The sequence below is a fragment of the Pontibacter mucosus genome, from assembly GCF_003054055.1.
Taxonomy (GTDB): domain Bacteria; phylum Bacteroidota; class Bacteroidia; order Cytophagales; family Hymenobacteraceae; genus Pontibacter; species Pontibacter mucosus.
Map to the genome: position 1 here is coordinate 1 of NZ_QBKI01000014.1, position 26,702 is coordinate 26,702.

Annotated in this window: 28 protein-coding genes; 17 read left to right on the plus strand and 11 right to left on the minus strand. The window is 55.6% G+C overall.

Features of this window, described 5'->3' with window-relative positions; all coding sequences use genetic code 11:
* The first annotated feature begins 1,042 nt into the window (after positions 1 to 1,042).
* Positions 1,043 to 2,863 carry a cytochrome c oxidase subunit I gene (locus C8N40_RS20610; protein WP_108213707.1) on the plus strand — a complete coding sequence of 607 codons (1,821 nt, stop codon included), beginning with the start codon at positions 1,043 to 1,045 and terminating at the stop codon, positions 2,861 to 2,863.
* 76 nt (positions 2,864 to 2,939) lie between these two features.
* Here the strand turns inward: C8N40_RS20610 and C8N40_RS20615 are convergent, their stop codons facing one another.
* Complete coding sequence (locus C8N40_RS20615; RefSeq protein WP_245905207.1) at positions 2,940 to 4,139, minus strand: proline dehydrogenase family protein; 1,200 nt, start codon at positions 4,137 to 4,139, stop codon at positions 2,940 to 2,942.
* A gap of 250 nt (positions 4,140 to 4,389) precedes the next feature.
* Between C8N40_RS20615 and C8N40_RS20620 the strand changes: the two genes are divergently transcribed.
* Genes C8N40_RS20620 through C8N40_RS20630 form a run of 3 tightly spaced genes read left to right on the plus strand, consistent with a single transcriptional unit; the run spans position 4,390 to position 6,821 of the window.
* Positions 4,390 to 5,022, plus strand: coding sequence for a thioredoxin family protein (locus tag C8N40_RS20620; RefSeq protein ID WP_108213708.1), 633 nt, complete (start codon positions 4,390 to 4,392; stop codon positions 5,020 to 5,022).
* Between the two features lie 30 nt (positions 5,023 to 5,052).
* Positions 5,053 to 5,496: a hypothetical protein gene (locus tag C8N40_RS20625; RefSeq protein ID WP_108213709.1), complete on the plus strand. Its 444-nt coding sequence runs from the start codon at positions 5,053 to 5,055 to the stop codon at positions 5,494 to 5,496.
* Positions 5,496 to 6,821 (plus strand): hypothetical protein, encoded by a 1,326-nt coding sequence (locus tag C8N40_RS20630; protein WP_108213710.1) that lies wholly within the window; start codon positions 5,496 to 5,498, stop codon positions 6,819 to 6,821. Before C8N40_RS20625 ends, C8N40_RS20630 begins: the two co-directional genes overlap by 1 nt.
* Positions 6,822 to 6,823: 2 nt before the next feature.
* Here the strand turns inward: C8N40_RS20630 and C8N40_RS20635 are convergent, their stop codons facing one another.
* On the minus strand, positions 6,824 to 7,219 hold the full coding sequence (locus tag C8N40_RS20635) for a group III truncated hemoglobin (protein WP_108213711.1): 396 nt from the start codon (positions 7,217 to 7,219) through the stop codon (positions 6,824 to 6,826).
* Positions 7,220 to 7,469: 250 nt separating this feature from the next.
* Positions 7,470 to 10,778, minus strand: a complete 3,309-nt coding sequence (locus C8N40_RS20640; protein ID WP_108213712.1) for a vitamin B12-dependent ribonucleotide reductase — start codon at positions 10,776 to 10,778, stop codon at positions 7,470 to 7,472.
* 180 nt (positions 10,779 to 10,958) lie between these two features.
* Between C8N40_RS20640 and ric the strand changes: the two genes are divergently transcribed.
* The 11 genes from ric (at position 10,959) to C8N40_RS20695 (ending at position 19,779) form a co-directional block, all read left to right on the plus strand.
* A complete protein-coding gene (ric, locus tag C8N40_RS20645) occupies positions 10,959 to 11,918 on the plus strand; it encodes an iron-sulfur cluster repair di-iron protein (RefSeq protein WP_108213713.1) in 960 nt (319 codons plus the stop codon).
* A 198-nt stretch (positions 11,919 to 12,116) separates the two neighbouring features.
* Positions 12,117 to 12,620, plus strand: a complete 504-nt coding sequence (locus C8N40_RS20650) for a hemerythrin domain-containing protein (RefSeq protein WP_108213714.1) — start codon at positions 12,117 to 12,119, stop codon at positions 12,618 to 12,620.
* A 2-nt stretch (positions 12,621 to 12,622) separates the two neighbouring features.
* Complete coding sequence (locus C8N40_RS20655) at positions 12,623 to 13,453, plus strand: DUF2249 domain-containing protein (RefSeq protein ID WP_108213715.1); 831 nt, start codon at positions 12,623 to 12,625, stop codon at positions 13,451 to 13,453.
* A 70-nt stretch (positions 13,454 to 13,523) separates the two neighbouring features.
* Positions 13,524 to 14,834, plus strand: a complete 1,311-nt coding sequence (locus C8N40_RS20660) for a hypothetical protein (RefSeq protein WP_108213716.1) — start codon at positions 13,524 to 13,526, stop codon at positions 14,832 to 14,834.
* Positions 14,812 to 15,138, plus strand: coding sequence for a metal-sulfur cluster assembly factor (locus C8N40_RS20665; protein ID WP_108213717.1), 327 nt, complete (start codon positions 14,812 to 14,814; stop codon positions 15,136 to 15,138). Before C8N40_RS20660 ends, C8N40_RS20665 begins: the two co-directional genes overlap by 23 nt.
* Positions 15,139 to 15,178: 40 nt before the next feature.
* Positions 15,179 to 15,637, plus strand: a complete 459-nt coding sequence (locus C8N40_RS20670) for an RrF2 family transcriptional regulator (protein WP_108213718.1) — start codon at positions 15,179 to 15,181, stop codon at positions 15,635 to 15,637.
* 125 nt (positions 15,638 to 15,762) lie between these two features.
* Complete coding sequence (nadA, locus tag C8N40_RS20675; RefSeq protein WP_108213719.1) at positions 15,763 to 16,806, plus strand: quinolinate synthase NadA; 1,044 nt, start codon at positions 15,763 to 15,765, stop codon at positions 16,804 to 16,806.
* Complete coding sequence (nadB, locus tag C8N40_RS20680) at positions 16,806 to 18,314, plus strand: L-aspartate oxidase (RefSeq protein ID WP_108213720.1); 1,509 nt, start codon at positions 16,806 to 16,808, stop codon at positions 18,312 to 18,314. The genes nadA and nadB overlap by 1 nt, the downstream gene beginning before the upstream one ends.
* A 186-nt stretch (positions 18,315 to 18,500) precedes the next feature.
* Positions 18,501 to 18,884, plus strand: coding sequence for a hypothetical protein (locus C8N40_RS20685; protein WP_245905208.1), 384 nt, complete (start codon positions 18,501 to 18,503; stop codon positions 18,882 to 18,884).
* A gap of 135 nt (positions 18,885 to 19,019) precedes the next feature.
* Positions 19,020 to 19,244: a hypothetical protein gene (locus tag C8N40_RS20690; protein ID WP_108213721.1), complete on the plus strand. Its 225-nt coding sequence runs from the start codon at positions 19,020 to 19,022 to the stop codon at positions 19,242 to 19,244.
* 37 nt (positions 19,245 to 19,281) lie between these two features.
* Positions 19,282 to 19,779, plus strand: coding sequence for a DUF4112 domain-containing protein (locus C8N40_RS20695; RefSeq protein WP_108213722.1), 498 nt, complete (start codon positions 19,282 to 19,284; stop codon positions 19,777 to 19,779).
* Here the strand turns inward: C8N40_RS20695 and uvsE are convergent.
* The 5 genes from uvsE to C8N40_RS20720 form a co-directional block, all read right to left on the minus strand.
* Positions 19,768 to 20,667 (minus strand): UV DNA damage repair endonuclease UvsE, encoded by a 900-nt coding sequence (gene uvsE / locus C8N40_RS20700; protein ID WP_108213723.1) that lies wholly within the window; start codon positions 20,665 to 20,667, stop codon positions 19,768 to 19,770. The genes C8N40_RS20695 and uvsE overlap by 12 nt on opposite strands.
* A 55-nt stretch (positions 20,668 to 20,722) precedes the next feature.
* Complete coding sequence (locus tag C8N40_RS20705) at positions 20,723 to 21,337, minus strand: carboxypeptidase-like regulatory domain-containing protein (RefSeq protein WP_108213724.1); 615 nt, start codon at positions 21,335 to 21,337, stop codon at positions 20,723 to 20,725.
* A 182-nt stretch (positions 21,338 to 21,519) separates the two neighbouring features.
* Positions 21,520 to 22,155, minus strand: coding sequence for a carboxypeptidase-like regulatory domain-containing protein (locus tag C8N40_RS20710; protein ID WP_108213725.1), 636 nt, complete (start codon positions 22,153 to 22,155; stop codon positions 21,520 to 21,522).
* Between the two features lie 177 nt (positions 22,156 to 22,332).
* On the minus strand, positions 22,333 to 22,836 hold the full coding sequence (locus C8N40_RS20715; protein ID WP_108213726.1) for a hypothetical protein: 504 nt from the start codon (positions 22,834 to 22,836) through the stop codon (positions 22,333 to 22,335).
* A gap of 177 nt (positions 22,837 to 23,013) precedes the next feature.
* Positions 23,014 to 24,240 (minus strand): metallophosphoesterase, encoded by a 1,227-nt coding sequence (locus C8N40_RS20720; RefSeq protein WP_245905209.1) that lies wholly within the window; start codon positions 24,238 to 24,240, stop codon positions 23,014 to 23,016.
* Between the two features lie 162 nt (positions 24,241 to 24,402).
* Between C8N40_RS20720 and radC the strand changes: the two genes are divergently transcribed.
* Both radC and C8N40_RS20730 read left to right on the plus strand, forming a co-directional pair.
* Positions 24,403 to 25,125, plus strand: coding sequence for a RadC family protein (radC, locus tag C8N40_RS20725; RefSeq protein ID WP_245905210.1), 723 nt, complete (start codon positions 24,403 to 24,405; stop codon positions 25,123 to 25,125).
* Between the two features lie 41 nt (positions 25,126 to 25,166).
* On the plus strand, positions 25,167 to 25,571 hold the full coding sequence (locus C8N40_RS20730; RefSeq protein ID WP_108213728.1) for a four helix bundle protein: 405 nt from the start codon (positions 25,167 to 25,169) through the stop codon (positions 25,569 to 25,571).
* 15 nt (positions 25,572 to 25,586) lie between these two features.
* Here the strand turns inward: C8N40_RS20730 and C8N40_RS20735 are convergent, their stop codons facing one another.
* Genes C8N40_RS20735 through C8N40_RS20745 form a run of 3 tightly spaced genes read right to left on the minus strand, consistent with a single transcriptional unit; the run spans position 25,587 to position 26,585 of the window.
* Positions 25,587 to 25,787 (minus strand): YwbE family protein, encoded by a 201-nt coding sequence (locus tag C8N40_RS20735; protein ID WP_046309007.1) that lies wholly within the window; start codon positions 25,785 to 25,787, stop codon positions 25,587 to 25,589.
* 57 nt (positions 25,788 to 25,844) lie between these two features.
* The gene (locus tag C8N40_RS20740; RefSeq protein WP_108213729.1) at positions 25,845 to 26,345 is read right to left on the minus strand and encodes a hypothetical protein; all 501 of its coding nucleotides are present in this window, start codon (positions 26,343 to 26,345) and stop codon (positions 25,845 to 25,847) included.
* A gap of 3 nt (positions 26,346 to 26,348) precedes the next feature.
* Entirely contained in the window at positions 26,349 to 26,585 is a 237-nt protein-coding gene (locus tag C8N40_RS20745; RefSeq protein WP_108213730.1) for a hypothetical protein, read from the minus strand.
* Between the last annotated feature and the right edge of the window lie 117 nt (positions 26,586 to 26,702).

Sequence of the window (26,702 nt, forward strand, 5' to 3'; positions counted from 1 at the left end):
AAAGATGGAGGGTGGAGCGCTTCTTCGCCTGGCTCTTTAACTTCAGAAGAACGTTGGTCAGGCACGAGCACAAAGCAGAAAACTACCTGGCCTTCGTCCTGCTGGCCTGCATGAAAATCATGCTAAGGTATTTTTGAGATAGCTTCTCTATACTTTGGCTATACTTGATCCCATCTCCTAACGCTGGCGCGGGTTTGCAACCCGTGCCTACCTATGATGTTGGGTTTGCAACCCAACTGGCTCGCAGGGCCATACTTGCTTTGGCTATACTTTCATAGCCACCACTTCCGCAACTTGACACAAGCTATTCTTTTGAGCCATCGTTCATCCTCTAGACTTACATAAGCAACTGTTTCATTTCCTGCTTTGGAGCTCTCAAGCCCGAGAGGGCTCGCCTTCGGGCATCGCGCTGTCTACATTTCCTGCCCTCGTACCTCGGGCTGCCTGCGGCACCGGAAATCTAGAAGGCGCTCAACCCAAAGGCTGGGAAAGAATCGATAGCCCCCGCCCTAGCTGTCATCTCGAATGAAATGAGAGATCTGATTAGAATTTCCGATAGATCTCTCACGCTGCTCGAGACGACAAAGGGAGAATAATTTATACTTTGTAGGGACAGGTCGCGACCTGTCCGCGCGAGAACTGATGCTACGTAGCTTATACTTTAGCCAAAGTTATTACAGATTCCCCGTCTTAGACTACCGAGAACGCGAGTTCGAAGGTAGCGAGCGTAGCTCTGAGGGGCAGGGGTGGTTGGATACAGTACTACTAAGCTCCCTCCCCTGTTTTTAGGGGAGGGCTGGGGAGGGGTGATTCAAAGCCGCAACCTCAGCTCTACACTTTAACTTCCCCTATACTTTAACCGGTAACATCAGGCACATCCTACTACGTTTACAAACGAAAAACACCCTTAGTTAAAGTTTAAGTATAAAAAATACATCTTTTGTGGCACTGACACAGTATGTATGGGGTAGCAGTAATTCCGCACAATGCTGCAGCATAACAGTTTGTAGAGAAATGTTGCATCACCAAACCCTCTTCGTCTATGGCCACTACTGATATTACCACCAGCGGGGTGCACCCTGTGCATGAGGAGCACGAACAGCATGAGCAGAGTTTTATAGGGAAGTACGTTTTCAGCCAGGATCACAAAACCATTGCCAAACAGTACCTGTTCACAGGTATCTTCTGGGCCTTTATTGGCAGCTTCCTGTCGGTGCTCTTCCGCCTGCAGCTAGGCTGGCCGGAGGCTACGTTCTCCTTCCTGGAGCCTATCCTGGGAGGCTGGATAGAAAACGGGAAGATCAACCCTGAATTTTACCTGGCGCTGGTAACCATGCACGGCACCATCATGGTGTTTTTCGTGCTGACGGCGGGCCTGAGCGGCACGTTCAGCAACCTGCTTATCCCGTTGCAGATCGGAGCCCGCGACATGGCCTCCGGCTTTATGAACATGCTCTCTTACTGGCTCTTTTTCGTGTCCAGCTTGATCATGTTCTGGTCGCTGTTTCTGGATACAGGCCCCGCAGCCGGTGGCTGGACCGTATACCCGCCCTTAAGCGTGCTGCCCGAGGCCATACAGGGCTCCGCGGCCGGCATGACGATGTGGCTGATTGCCATGGCCTTCTTTATTGCCTCCACACTCCTGGGCGGCATCAACTATATCACCACCGTCATTAACCTCCGTACCAAGGGCATGTCGATGAGCAGGCTGCCGCTTACCGTGTGGGCGCTCTTTTTTACAGCCATTGTGGGTCTGCTATCGTTCCCGGTGCTGCTGGCGGCCGCCATTCTGCTAATCTTCGACCGTAGTTTCGGTACCAGTTTCTTCCTCTCCGACATCTACATTGCCGGTGAGGCGCTGGTCAACAGCGGCGGTAGCCCTATTCTGTTCCAGCACCTGTTCTGGTTCCTGGGCCACCCCGAAGTATACATCGTTATCCTGCCGACCTTTGGCATTACCTCCGAAGTGATCGCCACCAACTCCCGCAAGCCCATCTTCGGCTACCGTGCCATGATTGGCTCCATGATCGGCATCTCGGTGCTATCGATTGTGGTGTGGGCGCACCACATGTTTGTATCAGGCATGAACCCCTTCCTGGGTTCGGTGTTCATGTTCCTGACGCTGATTATTGCCGTGCCGTCGGCGGTGAAGGTGTTTAACTGGCTGGCTACGCTCTGGCGGGGCAATATCCGCTTCACCACGGCTATGCTCTTTGCCATCGGCTTTGTATCCATTTTTATCTCCGGGGGATTAACGGGCATTATACTGGGCAACTCCTCGATCGATATTCAGCTGCACGACACGTACTTTGTGGTGGCGCACTTCCATATGGTGATGGGCGCGGCGGCTTTCTTTGGCATGTTCTGCGGCGTGTACCACTGGTTCCCGAAAATGTTTGGGCGAATGATGGATGAAAAGCTCGGCTTTGTGCACTTCTGGTTCACCTTTCTGGCTGTTTACCTGGTGTTCCTGCCGATGCACTATGTGGGCATTGCCGGGTTCCCGAGGCGCTACTATAACTGGACAGGTTTTGAGACATTCAACATCTTCACCGACCTGAACACCTTTATCAGCATAGCGGCGATTTTCGGTTTCTTTGCGCAGTTCATCTTCCTGTTCAACTTTTTGTACAGCATCTGGCGCGGCCGCAGGGCCACCGCTAACCCCTGGCACTCCAACACCCTGGAATGGACCACCCCGGTACGGCCGGGGCATGGCAACTGGCCGGGGCCGCTGCCTGTGGTGTACCGCTGGCCTTACGATTACAGCAAACCCGGCGCGCCGGAGGATTATATCCCCCAGACGGTACCCTACGCCGAAACGCCTTCCTCCAACCTGCCCCACGACCGGGACGAGGAATAAGGAGCGGGTCAAACTTAGAAATAGCAGCAGCGCCGAAGTATAGGTTATACTTTGGCGCTGCTGTTTTTGGCAGGGTCTACAGCCTGCGTCTTTTTATTTCCTGCTGCAACAAGCTTAACTCACGGCCCATCTGCCCGGCAATGGAAGTGTTTTCCTCGGCCCTGCGGATAAGGTAAGGCAAGGCCGTGGCCACCTCGCCGTAAGGCAGGTACTTGGAGGCGTTATAGCCCGCGGCGGCCAGGTTATAGGTCAGGTTATCGCTCATGCCGTAGAGCTGCGAGAAGTGGATGCGATGGCGGTAGGGGCGGATGCTCTCCTCCTGTATGCGGCTGGCAAGGTAGCTCGTGCTCTGCTCGTTGTGCGTGGCCGCGCAAAGTTCCACCCGGTCCAGGTGCTCCAGGCAAATGTCGATGGCCTGGTTAAAGCTCTTGTCCGTGTCGGATTTACGGGTGAAAACAGGGCAGGGGTAGCCTTGCTGTTTGGCGCGCAGCTGCTCCTTCTCCAGGTAAGCGCCCCGCACGATTTTGATGCCCAGTATAACCGGCTCGCCCTCGAAGCGGCGCAGGCACGACTGCAGGTAGTCGATGCGGTCGGTGCGGTACATTTGCAGCGTGTTAAATACCACCGCCCACTCCTTATTGTAGCGGCGCATCATCTCCTCGGCCAGCTCGTCCATCGGGTTTTGCAGCCAGCTTTCCTCCGCATCCAGGTACACGGTAATGTCAGCCCCGGCAGCGGCACGGCAGATATCGTCCAGGCGCTGCTGCGTTCTGGCAAAGGCGGCCTGATCCTCCGGGGTTAACCCCTGCTTTAGGTGCAGTTTCCTAAAAATGTTGCTGGAGCCGATGCCCGTCAGTTTCACACTGATGAGGGAAAAGCTCCTTGTTTCGCGGCCTATGATGATGTTTTGCAGCACTTCATCCCTTACCATGTCGAAGCCGGCCTCCGTGCTTTGTGCCTCGGCAGCATAGTCGAGCACGGTTTGGATGCGGGCCGACGCCAGTTTCTGCACCACCTGCTGGGCCTCCTGCACGGTCTCGCCCCCGCAGAAGTGCTTGTAGATGGTGTTACGGATGAGCCCCTTCACCGGCAGCTTAAGTTTCAGGGCGAGCTGGGCTGCCGCACCGCCGGCCGCTACCAGGGCAGGTTTGCCCATCATGCCAAAGAGCCAATTGGCCAGCTTTATCTCTTTGTCGGTTTTGTTGCAGAACGTTACCTGCAGGTTGTTCGGGTCGAAAGTGCCCGCTAGTTTCGGGGAGGCTGTTGCGTTCTCCATATGTTGAAAAGTAAAATCGTGAGGCATCGGGTAAGCGCACCACCTACAAACGCGCAGGAAGGCACTGAACCGGGTGGAAAGGTCGTCAATAAAGCAGGGGAAAGGCATGAGTAGGGTCAGTGGCAGAAATGACTTGTGTCATTGCACAGGAACAGGGTATAGCGGGGCTGTGTGAACGGACCAGAAGTGATGTTTATCATTTTATGAATGAACGGGTTAGGGTAAGTTTGTGGAGACAACTTTACGAACGATGGATACCCTAGAGATAACAACCCCGGAGCTGATAAACCCGATGACCTATGCGCAGTTCAAGGCCCTGAGCGAGGCGCTGGTGGCTGAGAACAAAACCACCGGCCCGGAGCAGAGCGAGCAACGTATCGGCTTCACCAAACTAAACCAGCAGCGCCTGAAGCGCGTGGAAAAACAGTTTGTGCTGCAGCCTGCCCTGCAGGAGCTGCTGGCGCAAAACCAGCGCGCCTGGAAATGGCTGGTGCTGGTGGAGGCCTGGTGCGGCGACGGCGCCCAGACGCTGCCCGCCATTGCCGCGATCGCCGCGCAGGCACCGAACATAGAGCTGGTGGTGCTGCTCCGCGATGAGAACCCGGCCCTGATGGACACCTGCCTAACCAACGGTAGCCGCGCTATTCCGAAACTGATTTGCGTGGATGCCGAAACCGGCGAACGCCTCTTTACCTGGGGCCCGCGCCCAACGGCTATCCAGGCGCAGGTAAAGCAACTGAAGGCCGACAGGCCGGACATCCATCACGATGAACTGGTGCAGCAGGTACAGCTGTGGTATGCCAAAGACCGCAGCCAGGCGCTGCAGCAGGATATGGTGCAGTTGCTGCAGGAGGCGCTGCAGACACAGGGTGCCGAAGTATAAATCAGAAGTATAAATTAAAATAGGACGATAATGAGAACTATACTTATACTTGTAGCGGCCGCGGTGGGGCTGTTTTCCTGCTCGCAGGAGCACAAAGCCGGAGAGGCCGGCCACCACCACGGGCACGCGGTCCACACCGAGCTTGCCCTGAATGATGGGGAGCGCTGGCAGGCCGATGAGGCTACCAACGACAACATCGCCCAATTGCAACAGCTGATGGAGGAGCACCTGAGTCAGCCTGATGCCGACGAGCCGGAGGCGGTGCACGAACTGAGCCGTGCCATGCAGCTGGGTTTTCAGGAGGTGTTTGAAGAATGCCGCATGAAAGGCCCCGAGCACGACATGCTGCACGTATACCTGATGCCGATGCTCGAGGACGTGAAGGCGCTTGAGTCTGGCAAGGCGGAGGAGTCACTTGCCGCCCGCGACCGCCTGGCCGAGCAGCTGGAGGCGTATCAGACATACTTTAAATAATGCCCAAAACCGGAGAAATAGCTGAAGAAAGTATAAACCGTTGGCGGCTACCGCTGCTCTCGGCCCTGCTGGGCCTGGTCGTCATTGCCCTGCTGGGCCTGCTGCTGCGCGGGATGCTGGTGGCACCCGTAGTGGGCCTCAATTACAAGTACCTGCTGCACGCCCACTCGCACGCGGCGCTGCTTGGCTGGCTATACCCGGTGTTGTTTATTGCGCTGCTGCACGCTTACCTGCCCCCGGAGGTACGAAATAAGCAAGTATACTTCCGGCAGTTCTGGCTCTCGCAGGGGGCGGTGCTGGGCATGCTGCTGAGCTTCCCGGTGCAGGGTTATGCAGCAGTTTCCATCACCTTCTCCACGGCGCACATCCTGCTGAGTTACTGGTTTATACTTCGGTTTTGGATAGATGCCAAAGCACAAAGTATCAACGGTGGGATGCACCAACTGTCATTCCTCTTCATTAAAGCGGCGCTGTTTTTCCTGGCGCTTTCTTCGCTGGGGCCCTGGGCGATGGGACCGATTATGGCCTCCGGGCACAGCGGCACGGCGCTCTATTACAACGCCATCTACTTCTACCTGCATTTTCTCTACAACGGCTGGTTCACCTTCGCGGTGCTGGGGCTGCTGTTCTGGCTCTTGGAAAAGTATAACATCGGCTTTAGCCAAAAGTATGGCCTGCTGTTTTTCCGGCTGATGTTCTGGGCTTGTCTGCCGGCCTACCTGCTGTCGGTGCTGTGGGTAAAGCCTGGTGCGGTGGTATACTTTGTAGGCGGACTGGCGGCGCTGGTGCAGCTGCTGGCGCTTGGGGTGCTGCTCGGGTTGCTGTGGCCGTTGCGTGCACGAATTTATACTTTGTTTAGTGGCTGGGGGAGAGCACTATTTATACTTGCGGGCACGGCCTTTATACTTAAAATCCTGATGCAGCTCTCCACGGCTTTCCCATACATGGCCGATTTGGCTTATAACCTGCGCTTCTTTATCATCGGCTACCTGCACCTGGTGCTCATTGGGTTTGTGAGCCTTTTTATGATTGCCTGGCTGGCGCAGCAGGGTTGGGTTAGCTTTAGCCGAAGTATAGGCCGGTGGGGGATGGGCCTGTTTATACTTGCCTTTATCGGTACCGAGGTACTGCTTTTCGGACAGGGTTTATACTTGTGGTTGGCTTTGGGCGCTATTCCAAAGTATAACGAGCTGCTTTTCGGGGTAAGTGTCCTGTTGCCGCTTGGCGCCCTGCTGTTTTTTGGCTCTCAGCTAAAGTATAAACCGCCTCATACGTTGCAGCCAAGCAAGCACCCCGGCAGTTACGCCTCGGCTGCGAAAAACTAGCCTTACAGAATCATCCTGCCGCTGCTCTGCTTATAGTGGGCAATCTTGGAGGCAAACATATCTGCCATTTTCTCGGCCCGCCACTTGGCTTCAGCCGCTTTCTCGCCAGTGAAAAGCTCATCCACCGTGGTGAAAAACAGCAGGAGCCACCGCTCAAAATGCTCAGCGCCTACAGGCAGTGTAATATGCTTGGCGCCCGGCCGGCCCTGATAGGTATACTCCTCCAGCAAAACGGTTTGCCAGAAGCGGTACATGATGTCCAGGTGCCGTTCCCAGCGGTCCTGTATGCGCTCGTCAAACACCGGCCCCAGCAGCTTATCGGCCCGCACACGGGTATAAAACGTGTCTACCAGCAGCTTGATATCGTCGAGGGTCAGGATGTCTTTTTTCTCTGTCATGGTGTAGGAATAGTATGTCCGAATCAGGATTTATAGGATGTTTGGATGAGCAGGATTTTCTCTGCTACGATTGGCAAACCACCCCTTCCCCTCCTTAACCAAGGAGGGGAGTTTTAAAGTCTCCCTTTGAAGGGGGCAGGGGGATGATGACGATAGCTACTAAAGAATTCTGTTCAATTTTCTAATCCCGTAAATCCTGACCCGGACAAGTAATCATTCAAATCTAGTTAATCTTTCCAATCACTGGTCCTTAGCTACAACCCAGGCTGTTGCCGCAGTTCAGGCATTTGTAGCAGGTCCCGGAGCGGATGGTGATGTGGCCGCAGACGTTGCAGTGCGGGGCGTCGCCCATCATGCTGGCCAGTACCTGCTGCGTTTGCTCCATCAGCACGGTGCGGCTCTGGGAAACTACTTTGTAGCTCTTGCCATTGCTGGCCGGGGCCACCGCAGCATCCGCCGCTTTTGGCTCCGGAACCCGTGCCGCAGGCGGCGCGTCGCTGCTCTTATCCTCGGGCGCTACTTGTGGAACATGCACCAGGTCGGTTCGGTTCAGGTACTCGTAGGCCAGCAGGCGGAACACGTAGTCAAACACTGAAGTGGCTGACTTGATGTTCGGGTGCTCTACGCGGCCGGCCGGCTCGAAGCGGGTGAAGGTGAAGCGGTTCACGAATTCCTCCAGCGGCACGCCATACTGCAGCCCCAGCGACACCGAAATGGCAAAGCAGTTGAGCATCGACCGGAACGAAGCGCCCTCTTTGTACATATCGATAAAAAGCTCACCCAGAGAGCCGTCCGGGTACTCGCCGGTTCTTACGTACACGGTGTTCCCGTCAATTTTTGCCTTCTGCGTAAAGCCCCTGCGTTTATCAGGCATTTTGCGGCGCTCCACCATGCGCACCAGCTGCTGGCGGAAGCCCTCGCTGGCCGAGTCGGCCAGTATACTTTGGGCCGCCTTCAGAATCTGCTCTGCGTTATACTTTTCTTCCGGCGTAGCAGTTTGCGGCACCTCTGCCGGCTCGTCTTTCTCCTCCTGTGTAGCGCTTTTAGAAGTCAGCGGCTGGGAGAGCTTGCTGCCGTCGCGGTAAATGGAGCAGGCCTTCAGCCCCAGCTCCCACGACAGTTCGTAGCAGCGTGCCACCTCGTCTACATTCGTTTCGTTGGGCAGGTTGATGGTTTTGGAAATGGCCCCGGAGATAAACGGCTGCACGGCTGCCATCATGTAAATGTGCCCCTCGGCTTTGATAAAGCGGGTGCCTTTGCTGCCGCAGCGGTTGGCGCAGTCGAACACCGGATAATGCTCCGGTTTTAAGTAAGGCGCGCCTTCTACGGTCATGGTGCCACACACGAAGGTATTGGCCTCCTCTATCTGGCGCACGGTGAAGCCCAACGCCTGTAACAGGTTAAAATCGGGGCTGTTATACTTTGCCGGGGTGTAGCCCAGGCGCTGCAGGCAGGCCTCACCCAAGGTATACACGCTGAACAGCGAGCTTACGTCGTAGGCCGTAGGCAGCGCTGCCTCCAGTTGCGCGATTTCCTCAGGCAGGAAGCCTTTCTGCTGCAGCGTTTCGGGGTTGATATAAGGTGCGCCGGTAAAGGAACCGTGGCCCTTGGCATAATTCACGATCGCCTTCACCTCCTCTGGTGTATACCCCAGCTTTTGCAGGGCCACCGGGATGGATTGGTTGATGATCTTGAAATACCCGCCCCCGGAGAGCTTTTTATACTTTACGAGCGCATAATCCGGCTCTACGCCCGTCGTGTCGCAGTCCATCAGAAGGCCGATGGTGCCGGTGGGGGCAATGACGGTAGCCTGTGCGTTGCGGAAGCCATACTTCTGGCCTTGCGTCAGCGCGGTGTCCCAGGCTCTCTGGGCGGCTTTCAGCAGTGCCTGCGGACAAAGCTCTTGGTCCAGCCCCACCGGTTTTATACTTAGCCCCTCATACTTGTCTGCCTGGTTGTAGGCCGCGTGGCGGTGGTTGCGGATCACGCGCAGCATACTTTCCCTGTTGGGCTCATACTTGGCGAACGCCCCCAGCGAAGCCGCCATCTCGGCGGAGGTTTGGTAGGCCACGCCCGTCATCAGAGAAGTGATGCCGGCGGCCATGGCGCGGGCGGCGTCGCTGTCGTAGGGCAGGCCCTGCACCATCAGCAGCGCACCCAGGTTGGCATAACCCAGCCCAATAGTACGGTAATCGTAAGAGCGTTGCGCCACAATCTCGGAGGGGAACTGCGCCATGAGCACTGAAATCTCCAGCACCACCGTCCAGAGGCGGCAGGCGTGGGCAAAGGCGTTAATATCGAACTCCTGCTTTTCGGCATCGAAAAAGCGCATCAGGTTGAGTGAGGCCAGGTTGCAGGCGGTGTTATCGAGGAACATGTACTCCGAGCAGGGGTTGGAGGCGCGGATGGGCCCTTCGGCCGGGGAGGTATGCCACTCGTTAATCGTCGTGTCGAACTGCACGCCGGGGTCGGCGCAGGCCCAGGCGGCCTCGGCCACCTGCTGCCACAGCTTGCGGGCAGGTATACTTTTGAGGATGCTGCCGTTGGTGCGGGCGGTCAGGTGCCAGTCCTCGTTCTGGTGCAGCGCTTTAAAGAAGCTGTTGGGCACGCGCACCGAGTTATTGGAGTTCTGGCCCGAAACGGTGGCGTAGGCCTCGCCTTCGTAGTCAGCAGGGTAGCCGCCGGCAATCAGCGCCGCCACTTTCTTTTCCTCGTCTTTTTTCCAGTTGATGAACTCCTCAATCTCCGGGTGGTCCAGGTCGAGGCACACCATTTTAGCCGCCCGGCGCGTGGTGCCGCCCGACTTGATGGCCCCGGCCGCGCGGTCGCTCACCTTCAAAAACGACATGAGCCCGGAGGAACTGCCCCCGCCCGAAAGCGGCTCGTTTTTGCCCCGGATGCTGGAAAAGTTGGTGCCCACGCCCGAGCCATACTTAAAGATGCGCGCCTCCTGCACCAGCAGGTCCATGATGCCGCCTTTCTGAGCCAGGTCGTCCTCCACCGAAAGTATAAAACAGGCGTGCGGCTGCGGGTGCTCAAATGCCGAGTCCGACTCGCGCATGTTGCCCGTGCCGGGATCTATATAATAGTGTCCCTGCGCTTTTCCTTTTATCCCATAGGACTCGTGCAGGCCGGTGTTAAACCACTGTGGCGAGTTGGGCGCTGCGTACTGGCCCAGCAGCATGTACGCCAGCTCATCATAAAATACCCCGGCATCGGCGTCGGATTTAAAGTAGCCATACTTCAGGCCCCATTGCTGCCAGCAGTTTACCAGCCGGTGCACCACCTGCCTCACCGATTTTTCGGAGCCGGTGCTGCCATCGGGTTGCGGTACACCTGCCTTACGCAGGTATTTCTGGGCCAGGATGTCGGTGGCAATCTGCGACCATTGCTCCGGCACCTCCACGTCGTTGAGCTCAGCCACCACATCGCCTGAGGGGTTGCGGATGGTGGAGGAACGCAGTTCGTAGCGGAACATCTCGTAAGGGGACTGCTGCGGCCTGGTAAAAAGCCTTTTAAACGTGAGCGCGCTGGCCCGGGGGGAAGTTTTTTTTTCCATAAAGAGGGGGTATTTGAATGGATGATGTCAGAAGTGACTGAAGTATCCAAAGGTGCTATATAGTGGGGGCAATAGAAATGACAAAGATCATTTTAATAGAAGACTTTATACTCTTTTTTTGTGGCATCGAACATATACATTTGTAACAGTAAAAAAAGTAAGACTTTTAATCTTAACGAAATGACAAGTACACAAGAAATTGAGAAACTGGATGTTACCGTCCTGGAGCCCCGCATGAAGCACCCCACTATCTTCCAGTGGTTCGACAACCTGAAAGGCGGCGAAGCTTTTGTTATTCACAACGACCACGACCCCAAACCGCTGTATTACCAGCTGCTGGGCGAGCGCGGCAACGTGTTTAAGTGGGAGTACCTGGAGCAGGGCCCGGAAATATGGGAAGTGCGCATCTCCAAGCTGACCCCGGAGGAAGGGGAGACCGTAGGCGAGCTGGTGGCAAAAGACTACCGCAAGGCACAGGTGTTTAAAAAGTATGGCATCGACTTCTGCTGCGGCGGTAAAAAATCGGTGAAGCAGGTGTGCGCCGAGAAAGGTATCAGCCAAGACGAACTGGAAGCCGAGCTGATCGCTCTGGACGAGGCCGAGAAGGCACGCGAGGTTGAATACAACAAGTGGGACCTGGGCTTTCTGGCCGACTACATCGTGAACACGCACCATAAGTATCTGCAGGAGGCGATTCCGGCCCTGTATGAGTATACCACCAAGATAGCCCGTGTACACGGCAGCCGCCACCCAGAGCTGCTGGAAGTAGTGAAGCATTACACCAACGTGGCCAACGAACTGGAGGCGCACATGCCGAAAGAGGAGCGCGTGCTGTTCCCTTACATCAAGCAACTGGAAGAGGCCAAGAAGAGCGGTGTGAAACTGGAGCCGGCCGGCTTTGGCTCTATCCAGAACCCGATTAACATGATGGAGATGGAGCACGAGAGCGCCGGCGGCGAGATGGAGCGCATCCGCGAGCTGACCAATAACTATACGTTGCCGGCCGATGCCTGCGCTACCTATACCGTGGCCTTCAAGAAGCTGAAGGAGTTTGAGGATGATCTTTTCCGCCACATCCACCTCGAGAACAACATCCTGTTCCCGAAAGCGATTGAGATGGAGAAGGAAGTGCTGAAGTAAATAATCTGAATCAGGATTTACAGGATGTAAGGATAAACAGGATGCAGTTCCTGGACCAACCACCCCTACCCCTCCTTAACCAAGGAGGGGAGCTATAAAGTCCCCCTTTGAAGGGGGTAGGGGGATGACAACAATAGCTGATAAAGAATCCTGCCAATCTTAAAGTCCTGTAAATCCTGTTTTTAATGTACCACGATCATGAAAAAGACCATCGCACCGCAGAAGAGAGACAAGAGCCTGGTTCCGCTTTCCAGAGAGCACCACTTTGGGTTGCTGTTTTGCTGGAAGCTGCGCCAGGGGCTCAAGAACGGAACTGATTTGGAGGTGATGCGCGCCTACGTGCGTTATTTCTGGGATAATATTCTGAAGGAGCACTGCCAGGAGGAGGAATGGCTGCTGGAGCGGGTGCTGCCAAACGACGACACACAGCGGGCAAGGCTGCATGAGGAACACAAGCTGCTTGAGGCGCTGGTGGAACTGGTGGAGGAAGGCAGCCGCATGAACAAAGACCTGTTCAGGGTGCTGGAGCAGGACCTGAACGACCACATCCGCTGGGAGGAGCGTGAGCTGTTTCCGTACCTGCAGGCGGCGGCGAACTCCGACGATTTGGAGCTGGCCGGGCAACTGCTGGCACACAAGCACGACCCGCGCACCGACACGTTCACGCCGGAGTTCTGGGTAGCCAAACCTACAAAAGAGTAACCATGCACATAGCAGCCAACACCAAAATATCAGCCCTGATAAAGGAGAACCCCGCTGCCATCGAGGCCATTGCCAGCATCAACAAGCACTTTGAGAAGCTGCGCAACCCGCTGCTGCGCAAGGTGCTGGCCTCCAGGGTAACCATTGCCGACGCCGCCCGCATTGGCGGCTGCGAGGTGGAACGGTTCTATGAGCAACTGGCCCCGCTTGGCTTTACCGTAACCGCTGAAAACAGCACCGAAAGCATGGAAGATCCGGTTTATACTTCCGCCCCGGAATTGTCAGCTTTTTTAAGGAGTCTGCCGGCCGAACGCCTGCACCGGCTGGATGTATGCGAGGATATCGCCACCGGCAACGATCCCTTCCGGAAGATAATGGCTGCCGTGGATAAGGTAGACGAAGGCAGCGCCTTGCTCCTCATCAACACGTTTGAGCCTACCCCGCTGATCGCCATACTTAAAAAGAAAGGCTACAGCTACTTTACCGAGGAAAAGTCGCCGGACCTGGTGCATACCTACTTCTGGCGGAGCGGGACGGCGGGGCCTCAGGCAGAGGAAAGTATAAAACCCGCTGAAAACAACTTTGAAGAGACCCTGGCCCGCTTTGCCGGCAAGGTAAAACGCATAGACGTGCGCCACCTGGAGATGCCGCAGCCCATGGTGACCATACTTGGCGAGCTGGAAACCTTGCCGGCAGGAGAGGCACTGTACGTGGTGCACAAGCGTGTGCCGCAGTTCCTGCTGCCACAATTAGGCGAGCGTGGCTTTAGAGTAGCCATAAACGAAGCGGGTCCGAACGAAGTATACCTACTTATTTATAGAGCCGAAAAGTGATGTATAGGTTTTCCACTGTTTCGGAAAGTCCTTTGTCTAAAGCTCTTTTGTCAACTCTAATAAAGAAACCATGAGCGCTGCCACTACATCCAACTCGCCGGGCAAATGGGTAGTGCTTCCGCACTACGCTTTTGCAGCCCTGGCTTTCATGGCCCTGGGCGTGCTGTTGCTTTTCTCTACCGATGCCTTCGGCGGCCACTACTTCCACCCCAAGCTGCTGACGCTGACGCACGTGGCGGCGCTGGGCTGGGCTACCATGGTCATCTTCGGGGCGCTGTACCAGTTGCTGCCCGTGGTGCTGGAGTGCAAGCTATACTCGGAGAAACTTGCTACGGCAGCCTTCGGCTTCCTGGGAGCAGGCACCATCCTGCTGGCCTGGAGTTTCTGGCATTTTGAGCTGGGCTGGCCCATGCACGTGGCGGCCTGCAGCCTGGTTATCGCTTTTATACTTTTCAACATAAACGTGGCGCAAACGGCCCGCAAAGCTCCTAAATGGACGATAGAGTCTGACTTTATCGTGACCTCGGCCATCTGGCTGCTGGTAACGGGGCTGGTGGGGCTTCTGATGGTGGTCAACTTCACGATGCCTTTTCTGCCGGTGGAGCACACGCATTACCTGAAGCTGCATGCCCACATCGGCATGGCGGGCTGGTTTCTGCTGCTCATCATTGGCGTTGGGGCTAAACTGATACCAATGTTCCTGCTGGCGCACCACGAGGATACCAAAAAACTGAACTGGTCCTACAACCTGATAAACGCGGGCCTGGTGCTGTTTACACTCGATCACCTGCTGTTCCAGACGGCGCTGCTGCCCGTGTATGCAGCCTTGGTAGTAGCGGGGGTGATGTGCTTCCTGCTATACTTGCGCGAGGCTGCCAAAACGCGCCAGCGCCAGGACATCGACCTGGGCATGAAGCAGACTTTCGTGGCGCTGGCCCTGCTGCTGTTGCCGCTTCTGCTGGTGCTGGTGGTGAGCAGTCAACTGGCCTTGCCGCAAAGCCTGCTGTCTTCAGTCTATTTGGTATATGGCATCTCGGTTTTCTTCGGGTTTATCTCAGCGCTCATACTAGGGCAAACCTTTAAAACACTGCCTTTTATCGTATGGATGCATGCTTACGAGGATTATGTGGGCCGCTTTAAAACGCCTATGCCGAAGGATATGTACAGCCATACGCTGCTGCGTTGGCAAAACATCAGCTACCTGCTCGGGTTTATACTTTTAGTGGCCGGGGTGCTGCTGCGCCAGCAGCAGGTTATACTTGGCGGGGCCATCGGGTTTACCCTTACTTCACTGCTGTACACGGCCAACGTGTTCCAAATGCTGTTGCACAAAGCGCACAACCTTAAACCTTTTACCTATGGAAACGCAAAATCTGCCTGAGGACTTCGGCCAGGAGGTGTACGAGACCCTCAAGTATATCATCGACCCGGAAGTGGGCATCAACATCGTGGACCTGGGGCTGGTGTACCAGGTGAGCCTGAGCGAAGAGGGAGAACTGGTGGTGGACATGACCCTGACCACGCCGGGCTGCCCGATGAGCGGCACCATCCGAACGGCGGCCGAGCAGATTCTGCTCAAGCGGTTTCCAAGCCTCAACGTAAAAATAAACCTGGTGTGGTCGCCGCCCTGGAGTATGGACATGATTACCGAAGAGGGCATGCGGCAGCTGGAGCGGAAGGCGTAACTTGCCGCCGTGTTAGTGTTAGACGAATAGATTTATAAACATGCTACTATCCAAAACAGCAGAATATGCCCTGCGCGCTATTGTGTACGTTGCCCTGAACGACGCACAGGGGCTGAAAGTGGGGATGAAAGACATTGCCAAGGAACTGGAGTTGCCCATGCACTTTATAGGCAAGATACTGCAGGACCTGGTGCGCAAAGGGGTCATCGCCTCCATCAAAGGACCCGGCGGAGGCTTTTTTCTGCACCGGCCGGCCAGTGAGATAAGCATCCTGGAAGTGGTGCAAACCATTGACGGGCTGGAGTCTTTCCGCAAGTGCGGCATGGGCATGAAACAGTGCTCCGACACCCACCCCTGTCCGCTACACGACGACATTAAAGCCTATCGCAGCCAGGTGCTCAAAACCTTCAGCACCAAAACCATACAGACGCTGGTGGATGGCGTGAACTCCGGCAATTACTTTATCACCAATGTGCATGAGGCTGAGCCACAGGGTTAAAGTATAAAACAGCAGTGCAAAACCAAGAGTACAGGTGTCAGCTTTCCTGGCTTCTGTAATTCGTTTTCCGCTAATTAATCCTGTATTCCGCTGAATCCTTAAATCTCAAAATCCATTACCGAATCATGCTAACACAAACCGAGAGCGCGTTTCTGCAGAAACTGAACGCCATGAATCCTGTTGCCCTGCCTGAGCCCAAAGAGACCGGGCTGCTGGCTGCCGTAGAAGAGATACGCGAGCTGAAGCGCCGGAAGAACGCTGTTGTCCTGTCGCACTTTTATATGCCCGCCGAGCTGCAGGTGAAGCACCAGGAGGGCGGCATCGCCGATTTTGTGGGCGACTCGCTGGGCCTGAGCGTGGCGGCCAAAAACGTGGAGGCCGATTACATCATCTTCTGCGGCGTGAAGTTCATGGCCGAGACCGCCAAAATCCTGAACCCGGCCAAACAGGTGCTGCTGCCCAGCTTTGAGGCCGGCTGCTCGCTGGCCGAAAGTATAACCGGTGCCGATGTGCGCCGGCTAAAGGCGCAGCATCCGGGCGTGCCGGTAGTGGCCTACATCAACACCTACGCCGAAACCAAGGCCGAGTCCGACATCTGCTGCACCTCGCGCAACGCCATGGACATTGCCCGCTCACTGGGCGGCGACAAGCTCATCTTTTTGCCCGATTTATACATGGGCCGCAACCTGCAAACAAAGATAAAGGCCGAAACAGGCAAGGAGCTTATACTTTGGGAAGGCCGCTGCGAGGTGCACGAGCAGTTCACGCCGCAGCGCATCAACGGCCTGAAATTGATGTACCCCGAAGCGCAGGTGCTGGTGCACTGGGAGGTGCCGGATAACACAGTTTCCGATGCCTTGACAGGCGCCGGCGGCGTGGTGGGCAGTACCTCCGATATTATCCGCTTTGTGGGTGAGAGCCAGAGCCGCCAGTTTATACTTGGCTCGGAGTGCGACTTGGGCGCCACGCTGCGCGGCATGTACCCCGAGAAGGAGTTTATCGTGCCCTGCATTAAGTGCCCGCACATGAAGCAAATCAGCATACAGAACACCCTGGAGGCTTTGAGAGCAATTGGTACGGCACAGGAAGCAATGTTCGAGGTGAGGCTGGAGGCGGAAATCATGAAACGCGCGCTGGCCCCGATCGAGCGCATGCTGGCCTTCTCCTGATGAAGCTATCCTTTGATTATGTGGTGCTGGGCAGCGGTGTGGCCGGCTTAACCTTTGCCCTGGAGGCGGCGGCGCATGGCCGGGTGGCAGTGGGGTGCAAGGCGGCTCTCTCCGAAACGAACACTTTGTTTGCCCAGGGCGGCATTGCGGCCGTGCTCGGCGTGGCAGACTCCTTTGAGCAGCACGTGCAGGATACGCTGCTTGCCGGCGCCGGCCTGTGCGACGAGGTTGCCGTGCGTTTTATGGTGGAGCGGGCGCCGGAAAGTACAAACTGGCTGCAGGAGCGGGGTGTTGCCTTTGATACAGATAGAGAGAAAAGTATAGCCCTGGGTTTGGAGGGCGGCCACAGCCGGCACCGCATTGTGCACGTGAAGGACCACACCGGCCTGAGCCTGCAGCAGGTGCTGGGGAAGGCGGCGCGGCAGCACACCAACATCACCATTCTGGAGCACCACATGGCCCTGGAGCTACTGCTGCAACAAGGTGCCTGCCAGGGCGTGCAGCTGCTGGACCTGAAGACCGGAGAAAGCAAAGCTATACTTGCCAAAGCCGTAGTGCTGGCCACGGGCGGCTCGGGACAGGTATACCAGCACACCACCAACCCCAGAATAGCCACCGGCGACGGACTGGCCATGGCCTACCGCGCAGGAGCCCGGGTCAGCAATATGGAATTCTTCCAGTTTCATCCTACGGCGCTCTACAACCCGGCTTGCGAAGATACTTTCCTGATAAGCGAGGCTTTGCGCGGGGCAGGAGCCGAACTGGTTTTACCGGACGGCGCCCGTTTTATGCACCATTACCACCCGCAAGGCTCCCTGGCCCCGCGTGACGTGGTAGCCCGCGCCGTTTACCACGAGATGCAGCAACACCACTCGCCCTGTTTATACTTAGACGCACGCCATCTGCCGGAGGGGCATTTGCAGCAGTACTTTCCGCTCATCTACAACAAGTGTAAAAGTATAGGCATCGATGCCGCTGTTGATTTTATTCCCGTAGTGCCGGCGGCGCATTACCAGTGCGGCGGCGTGGCGACAGACCTGCAGGGGCAAACCTCTGTGCCAGGCCTGTACGCGGTGGGCGAGGTGGCCTGTACCGGCGTGCATGGGGCTAACCGGCTGGCCAGCAACTCGCTGCTGGAGGGGGTGGTGTTCGGGAAAGCCGCGGCGGCGCATGCTGTAGCTCAAAAGTACGAACTCCCGGAAAGTATGGAAGTGCCGGCGTTTACCGCAGGTACAGAATCAGCTGACGTGTCAGGTTTAAAGGCAGCGTTACGGCAACTGATGTGGGAGAAGGTAGGCATCGAGCGAACCCATGGCGGGCTGCTGCAGGCACAGGAGCAGGTGCGGTTGCTGGGGCTGCAGTTACAAAAGCATGAGCCTGCCTTGTCGGGGGAAGTATGGGAACTGCGGAACCTGCTAACGGTAGCCGCTCTCACAATAGAAGCCTGCCTGGCCAGGAAGGAAAGTGTGGGCGGGCACTTCCTGTTGCAGGAGGCTGAACTGGTTTAGTAAGGAGCCGTGCTTCAAAAAATACTTTGTTAGAAAAGCAATATGCCGTGGTTGCACTGCTTTTCCCGCCTGATTGCAGATTGTATAGCTTCGGGGCTATGAGGTTAGGAATTAATTGAAACATTGCTGTATATTAGCAGCGGCTACATTGGCTGTAGCCTCAGATAATTCCTAATTATAAGCCCGATGAAGTATACTTTTGTAAGAGTATTATGTGTGCTGGTGGCCGTAGTCATGATGTCTTCATGCCACATATCCCGCAAAAAGACAGACAAAAACGGAAAAGTAGTGGTGGTGAGCAAGAGCAAAACCGCTACCCGTAAGGACAATGGCCTGCACAAGGGATGGTACAAGAACCCGAACAACCCGCATCACCCGCGGACCACAAACCCTGGGCACACCAAGCACAAGAGCAAAGGCGGCGGCAACACCACCGTGGTAGTGGTGAAAAGCCACAACGCCACCAGTGCCGGGCATAAAGGCGGCAGCAAGGCCCAGCCTGGTAAGGGAAACTCTGGCAAGGGCAACGCTGGTAAAGGCCATTCCGGAAAAGGCAAGGGAAAGAACTAGATCAACAGGGTAACCCTGGCGAAGGGAGTCGTAATCAGAGATATAGAGCTGATTGCGGCTCCCTTTTTGTGTTTGCGGCCATACGCTTTCATGGTATTTTACGTTTAACAGATAGGTTATTTATCCTGCTGGCTTATGGTTAGAATACTGGCATTGGCGCTGCTGCTGTTGGCGGGCAGCGTTTCTTATGGCGCTCCGGCACAGGCTGAGGCAGATGGGCCCAAGCTGCTGAGCGGCCTTTTTAAAAAGGGTGGCAAAAAAACTTTTAAGAAAAACAAGAAGCACAAAAAGTACTACCACGTAGCCGCTAAGAAGCAGCGGAAGGCTAAATTTAACAGCCACCGTAGCATGGTGCCCTAAAGTATACCTTTGCCGCACGCCCAACCGTATAAGCCGTATGGTAACACCAAACACACACTACACCCGCACGCCCCACTCCGAGAAACTGAAGTGGGTAGACCACATCACGTACCTGATGGACAACCAGTTCCGGCTGCCGGGCACTAACTTCCGCTTTGGCCTGGACCCGCTTCTGGGTCTGGTACCCTTTGTGGGCGACCTCGCTTCTTTCGGAGTATCGGCTGCGCTGGTAATGACGATGGCGCGCCACGGGGCCAGCGGCAAACTGATTGTGCTGATGATGATCAACATCGCCCTAGATGTGGTGCTGGGCAGCATTCCGCTTATTGGCAACATCTTCGACTTCGCCTTTAAGGCCAACGAGCGCAACGTGCGCCTGCTGCGCCGCCACTACGAGGAGGGCAGGTACCAGGGCAGCGGCAAAGGCATTATTGTGGGCGTGTTGATAGGACTGGTGCTGCTACTGGTGCTGCTGGTATGGGTGCTGTGGCAGATTGCTGAATGGCTCTGGAACGTGGCTGCCTCATACTTTTAGGCGGCCCATCCGCTGCGCCAGGTCGCGGGCTTTGAGGGCGCTTTCCTGCTTGTCCTTTATCTCCAGCATAAGGTCCATGTCCAAACCCTCAGTTTCTGCCAGGAAATCGTGGAAAAGCTGCTCTTCTATACTTTGCACGTGCTTGCCGCGCCGCTCGTTAGGGGCCTGTGAGCTATAGTCCATCATCAGGATGCCGTCTTTGTCAGGTTGCCAGGTGGCGGCGGCCATCTCTACGGCCTCGCGCATGGGTTCGCCGTTGTTCACGCACTCGTGGTGCAGGTTATCGAAGATAACGGGCATGCCGGTAAGCTCGTGCAGCTGCAGGCAGTCCTGTAACGTATAGGTGCGGTCGTCGTTCTCCACGCAGAGGCGGGCCTTTACAGCCTCGGGCAGCTGGGTGTGGTATACTTCGGCAAAGCGCTGGATAGCGGCGGGCTTGTCGCCATAGGCGCCACCGCCGTGTATCTGCAGCTTGGCGCTGGTGTCCAGCTCCATCAAATCCAGTATACTTCCCTGGTACACCAATTCGGCAATGCTGTTGCGCACCGTCTGCTCGTTGGGCGAGTTGAGCACCACAAACTGGTCGGGGTGCATGGAGATGCGCATGTTATTGTTTTTGATGTAGCTGCCCAATCGCCGGAACGTCATTTTAAAATGCTCCTGCCAGTTGTATTGGTTTACCTCATGCGAAGCGAAAGGCACCAGCCCCGAGGTGAGGCGGAAGAAAAGCAGGCCGTGCTGCACGTTATACTCCAGGATGCGGCGCAAACAGGCCAGGTTCTGCTCCACGGTGGCAATGAGTCGCTCTTCTGAGTAAGAGGCGAGCCGGAAGGTGCGGGAGGAACTGCAGTCGAGGGCCTCGTTGATACAGGGGTATCCGATTTTCATAGGTTCAGGGAAAAGTATACTCTCAACCTACGAGGCGGCGGATTGTTTGGCTGCTTTACTGGTAGCCGGTGTTGTCCTTGAAGAAGCGGTTATAGTTCTGTTTGGCCTCCTCCTGTTCCTGCAGCAGTCGTTCTACCTCCTGCCGCTGGCGCTTTTCTTCCTCCTTGGTTAAGTATTTGCGGAGCTTTCGCCGTTGCTTGCCTTCTTTGGAGAAGTAGGAAACCGGATTAAAAACCAGGGTTGGCGGACGAGCCGGAACCGGGGGCGGCGGTTTGATGGCGGGTTTTAGCTGCTCTTCCGGGCGCTTGACCAGTAGCGGGGCCGTACTGACCTCCACCTCCCGGATTTGCTGTACCTCCTCCTGCAGCACAAAGAGCAGCTGCTGCGTGGTGCCCAGCTCCGGCTTTACCTGGTACACCACAGGCCGGAAGCCAACTGCCCGGACAAGTATAGAATCGTTGGGTTTTACCAGCAGGGTGAAGCGGCCGGCCTCGTCGGTTAAGGTGCCTGTGCTGGTGCTAAGCCTGATGACGCCTGCCCCGGCCAACGGCGTTTTCTTATCGGGGCGCAGCACGGTGCCGCTCACTTTTAACTGCTGCGCGTGGGCCGGCAAAGTATAAATAGCGAGCAGCAGGAGTCCTAAAACACACAGGCGTTGGAGTTGGGACATGGGCGGCTTGTTTTCATAGGTGCTTTTATACTTACGGATATATAGCGCAAATATTATATGATGAAGTATAAATATTTAACGGAAGGGTTATACTTCAGGCGCCAGTTTATACTTTGATCTGTAGTATAAGTATAGCGCAGCCGCTTTCCCATCTGGGAAGATGTGGTCGTAGTTGGGGTACTTTACTCGTAGCCGGTATTATCCTTAAAGAAGCGGTTGTAGTCGTTCTGCTCTTTTCGTTTTTGCTCCGCCGCCTGTTTGTCCAGGTACTCCTGCAGCGCGCGCTTCTGCTTGCCCTCACTGGAGAAGATATCGTACAAAAGGCTCATGGGGCTGAGGATGGTAGGCGGTGCGGCAGGCGCAGGAGGCGGTGGCTCCAGGCCCGGAATAAAGTTAGGATTTTTGGTCTGGCTGGTTTGCTCGCGCTTCATGTTGCGCAGGGCGCGGTCTATCATTTCCTGCGAGGGGCGGCTGGTTACCTCCACTTCGCCCAGCATCACGCTATCTTCCTGCAGTACAATGTTCACGCGCAGCTCCGACACGGGCAGGGTCTTGGGCAAGTATAAAAGCGGCTTGTAACCTAGCGCCCGTATCATGAGCGTATCGGTTTGGGCCACATCAATCAGAAACTTGCCCTCCTCGTCCGATACCACCCCCATGTTGGTGTTTATCTTCACGATGGTAGCGCCCGGAATAGGCGTTTTTCGGTCGGGTTGCAGCACAGTACCACTTATCCGGATGCTCTTCTGGGCCACGGCAGGCAGGCTACAGAGCAGTAGCAAGAGCGTCAAGAGGTAAAACAGCGAGTGTCTGTGCATGAGGTTCGGGTATGGCTGCGGCGTTAATACGTTGCCGTAGAAAGCTAAAACTGTGCCGGCCAGCAGTATAACGGGCCAAGCCAGGTAAAATTACAAAGAAATCAGGAGAAGGGCTAAAAAAGACGCAGCCCGCTGCACAGGGCAACAGGCTGCGGTAAATTATACTTGGATGGCTGGTTATTGCTGGTCGGTTTTGTTGCCGCTGCCTGACTGGTTGTTGCCATTGCCGGCCGGGTTGCCGCTGCTGGTGTTGCCGTCGCTGTTGCCGCTGTTGTTGTTGCTGGCCGGGGTTGGCGCGCTGCTGGCAGGGGCTGGCTGGCTACCGGAAGCCTTGCTGCCCACCAGGCTGTTCGGGTTGTGTTCCTTGGCCAGATCCTCCAGCGAACGGCTGGCAGAGTAGTACACGGTCACCATCTGTGTGGCAATATTGCCTCCTTCCAGGTTTCTGCGGGCTTCCTCTGGCAGCGTAGCGGTGTTGAACGGATAATACTGGCTCGTGTTTTTAATTGAGCCCGGCATGTGCGGCTCTCCTACGCCATAGCCCCGGATGTTGGCGGGGTTCACGTTCTCGTCGTGGTTGGCGTTGGTAACCTCAAAGGAGGTGCCCTTTGTATCCTCTCCGCAGGAGGTGGTAAGCAGAAGTATGGCTGCAGCGGCTACCGGAAAAAATATCTTGTTCATAGTTGCGTTGGTTTTTGGTTCATCCTGCCTCTGCGGGCAGGCAAAAAGGGTGAAATTGGCTCAGGACTAAGTACGCTGGCTTTGGATTGAATGTTCGGGAAGCGACGCGCCGGTGGTGCCAGACACAAAAAAAGCGCCTGGGAACAGGCGCTTTTTCTATGGTTTTATACTTTCAGGTCAGGCTTTCTTCAGCTCAAACACGGTAATCTCCGGTAAAAAGCCTACGCGGCCCGGATACCCGATAAAGCCCAGGCCGGTGTTCACGTACAGGTGCTGGCGCCCTTTTTTGTAAAGGCCGGCCCACTGCTCGTACACGTACTGCACCGGGCTCCACTTCAGGCCGGGTATGTTTACGCCAAACTGCATGCCGTGCGTGTGGCCCGAAAGCGTCAGGTCGATGTCGGTATACTTTTGGTTGATTTCCCCATCCCAGTGCGAAGGGTCGTGGGAGAGGAGCACCTTGAACGGGGCCTTTTCGGTACCCTTGTAAGCCTCGTGCAGGCGGCCATACTTTGGAAATCCGGCCCGGTTGCCCCAGTTCTCCACACCCAGCACGGCAATCTGCTCCCCGTCTTTCTCAATGATGCGGTTCTCGTTCATCAGCAGTTGCCAGCCCATCTGCCCGTGCGTATCAATCATCTTGCGGAGGTTCTCGGCCTTGGCGTCGGCGTGCGGCCACTCGCGCACGTAGTCGGCGTAGTCGTGGTTGCCCAGCACCGAGAAAACGCCCTCCCTGGCCCTGATTTCGCTGAGGGTAGGGATGTGCGGTTCAATCTCCGAGGCCAGGTTGTTTACCAAATCGCCGGTGAAGAACACCAGGTCAGCTTCCTGCTTGTTTATCAGGCGCACCGCCTCCTTCAGAGGCTCCGTAGAGGTAAAGCTGCCCGTGTGCAGGTCCGATATCTGCAGCATTTTGTACCCGTCGAACGCGGCGGGCAGGTTCGGAAAGCGCAGCGTGACACGCTTCACGCGGTAATCGTAGGCGCCCTTCACCATGCCATAGATAAAAGCCGAGAAAGGTATGGCAGCCACCAAAAGGCCCATCTGGTTGAGAAACCTATGGCGCGAGGGGTCATATGTGTCGTCCCCATTGGCCGTGTTAAACACAATCTTGCCCAGCCGCAGGGCATCGTCGGCTATCAGGAAAAGCACCACCACCAGCTTAGAGGCAAAAATGATGAACAGCGTGCTGGCCAGGTAGGTTCTGAACGCGTCCGGCGGCGTGCCACGGGTAGCGGAAGCAAGTATAAACGTACCGGCCGTAATGGCAAAAACAGCCCAGTGCAGCACATAAATGGCCTTTTGGACAGTGGGGTTAAGGTTTTCGGTTACGGTCTTGATAGCCTGAAAGACATAAAGGTCTATCAGGAAGAGGAGTAATAAAATGATTATAAAGGTCAACATACTTCGCATATCGGTATAAAACCGCCAGAGACAGGAATTGTTCCGGACCAGTGGCAGGTAAGCTTTAAAAGTATGAAAGTACAGAAAAGCAGGCAGGTTGAACTATTTCGGGTTGAAAGAGATTCCACTTGCATTCCTATACTATCAAATTTTGTACCGCAAGTGAAAGAAAACGAACTGACTGCCACGCTGCCATACCTGCAGCCGCTCAACATCAAAACCTGGGCCGAGGAAGACCGCCCCCGCGAGAAACTGCTGCTGAAAGGCAAAGCCGCCCTGAGCGACGCCGAGCTCATCGCTATCCTCATCGGTTCGGGCACGCCCAAGCTCACGGCCGTGGACGTGGCCAAGCTTATACTTGCTGCCGTGGGCAACGACCTGAACGAGCTGGCCCGCCTGAGCGTGAAGGATTTGATGAAGCACAAGGGTATCGGTGAAGCGAAGGCTATCACCATTGTGAGTGCTCTGGAGCTGGGCCGCCGCCGCAAAGAGGCTGCCGTTACGGCCAAAACCCGCATCACCTGCTCCACCGACATCTACAACTACATCAAGCCGCAGCTGCTCGACCTGCCGCACGAGGAGTTCTGGGTGATACTTTTAAACCGCGCCAACGTGGTGATGAAGAAGGAAAGCATCAGTATGGGTGGTGTGGCCGGCACGGTGGCAGACCCCAAAATCATCTTCAAAAAGGCCCTGGAGCAGTTGGCCAGTTCCATCATCCTGGTGCACAACCACCCCAGCGGCAACACCAAACCCAGCGCCGCCGACATCGCCCTCACCAAGAAAATGAAGGAAGCCGGCCAGTTCCTCGACCTCCCCATCCTCGACCACATCATCTTCACCGACAACGACTACTACAGCTTTGCTGATGAAGGAACGCTTTAGAGTTAGAGAGTTGGGGAGTTTAGGAGTTAGAGAGTTAAGTTATGAGTGAGAACAAGTTAAGTAACTTTGAGTTTGCAGAGGCATTTAAAAGACGTACAAAGGCTTTTGCATTGCGTGTAATAAAGCTGTGTCAGGCGTTGCCTTATAAACCAGAAACACAAGTAATTGGCAAGCAACTATTACGTTCTGCAACGGCTGTGGCAGCTAACTACCGCGCTGCCTGTAGAGCAAGGTCTGGTGCCGAGTTTGTAGCTAAAATCGGAGTAGTCCTGGAAGAGGCAGATGAGTCTTTGTTTTGGCTGGAAATATTGGAAGAGGCAGAGATTGTTGCTGGAACTCGGCTCGTTGATTTAAAGCGTGAAGCAGATGAGTTGACCGCCATTCTAACTAAAATAAGAAAATCAGCAGCAGTAAAAAAGCAACTCTCTAACTCCCAAACCCTCTAACTCTCTAACTCCACTTCAGTCTTCCGGCAAGATTTCCTGAACCCGTCCCACTTCCCCTGTCTCCAGGCGTACTTTGATGCCATGGGGGTGGGTGGGGGAGTTGGTGAGGATGTCCTGCACGTAGCCCTCGGTGAGTTCGCCGGTGCGCTGGTCCTGCTTCTGCACAATGTTTACGTGGGTGCCGGGTTTGATATTGGCGCGTTTTCTGCCGTCCATGGGGAGCAAGTATAAAGTATAAGTTGGCTGCAAGATACGCAGGAAATACCATAGGGGCTAGTGCTGCAGCTTGGTAACGATGTTGAGGTACTGCTCATCAAAACTCCAGCGGGAGGGGCTGGTCACGTCGAAGTCCGTTACCTCCACCTTCTCAATCTGGCGCAGGTCGGCAAGCAGCAGGGCGGGGTCTTTTACGTGCTTGCCGTTGATGGCCAGCGTTAGCTTCTGTTGCTGCGCAGGGATTTTGAAGGCTCTGTATACTTCCTCCAGGCGCACCAGCGGTAGCTGCTGCTTCAGGCTCATGATAATGGCACCGTCCGCGGCTTTCCGACCAAACCGCTCCACCGCCTCATTTCCTTTCAGCACGTTCAGGCTCTTTACGTCATTATCGTTCAGGATAAGGGCGCCTAGTATCGTTTCCTGGTTGTTTACCAAAACCAGCGGCTGCGGCTTTTCCTCCACCAGCAAGGCTGTTTTCTTGATGGGCTCGAACTGCTGCGCCTGCACCGCAAGGGCAGAAGCAAGGGCCAGGAGCCCCGTCAGGAAGTATTGTTTCATCGTTTAGTTTATCTTTTCCCGTACCCGGTCGGCGGACTCTTCCTGTAGCGGCTCCTGCTCCGTCTCGTTGGCGTGCTTCATATAAAGCAGTATGCCCGCCACACCCAGGATGTGCCCACCAAGTATAAAGTAGAGACCCAGGTAGTTCTCGGAGGGTTGCGTGAGTCGAAGTATAATTCCGACAATCGCCAGCAGTGCGGCAACCTTGTAAAGCATTTTCTCAACAGTCCTGTTTTGCATCTGATACTGGTTTTACTAAAACAAATGCCTTTTACGAGCCACCACGAGGCAGCAGGTAATGCGTCTTCATTATTAACCATCGGGGCGGCCAAAGCCTGATACGCGGCCGCGCGCCTT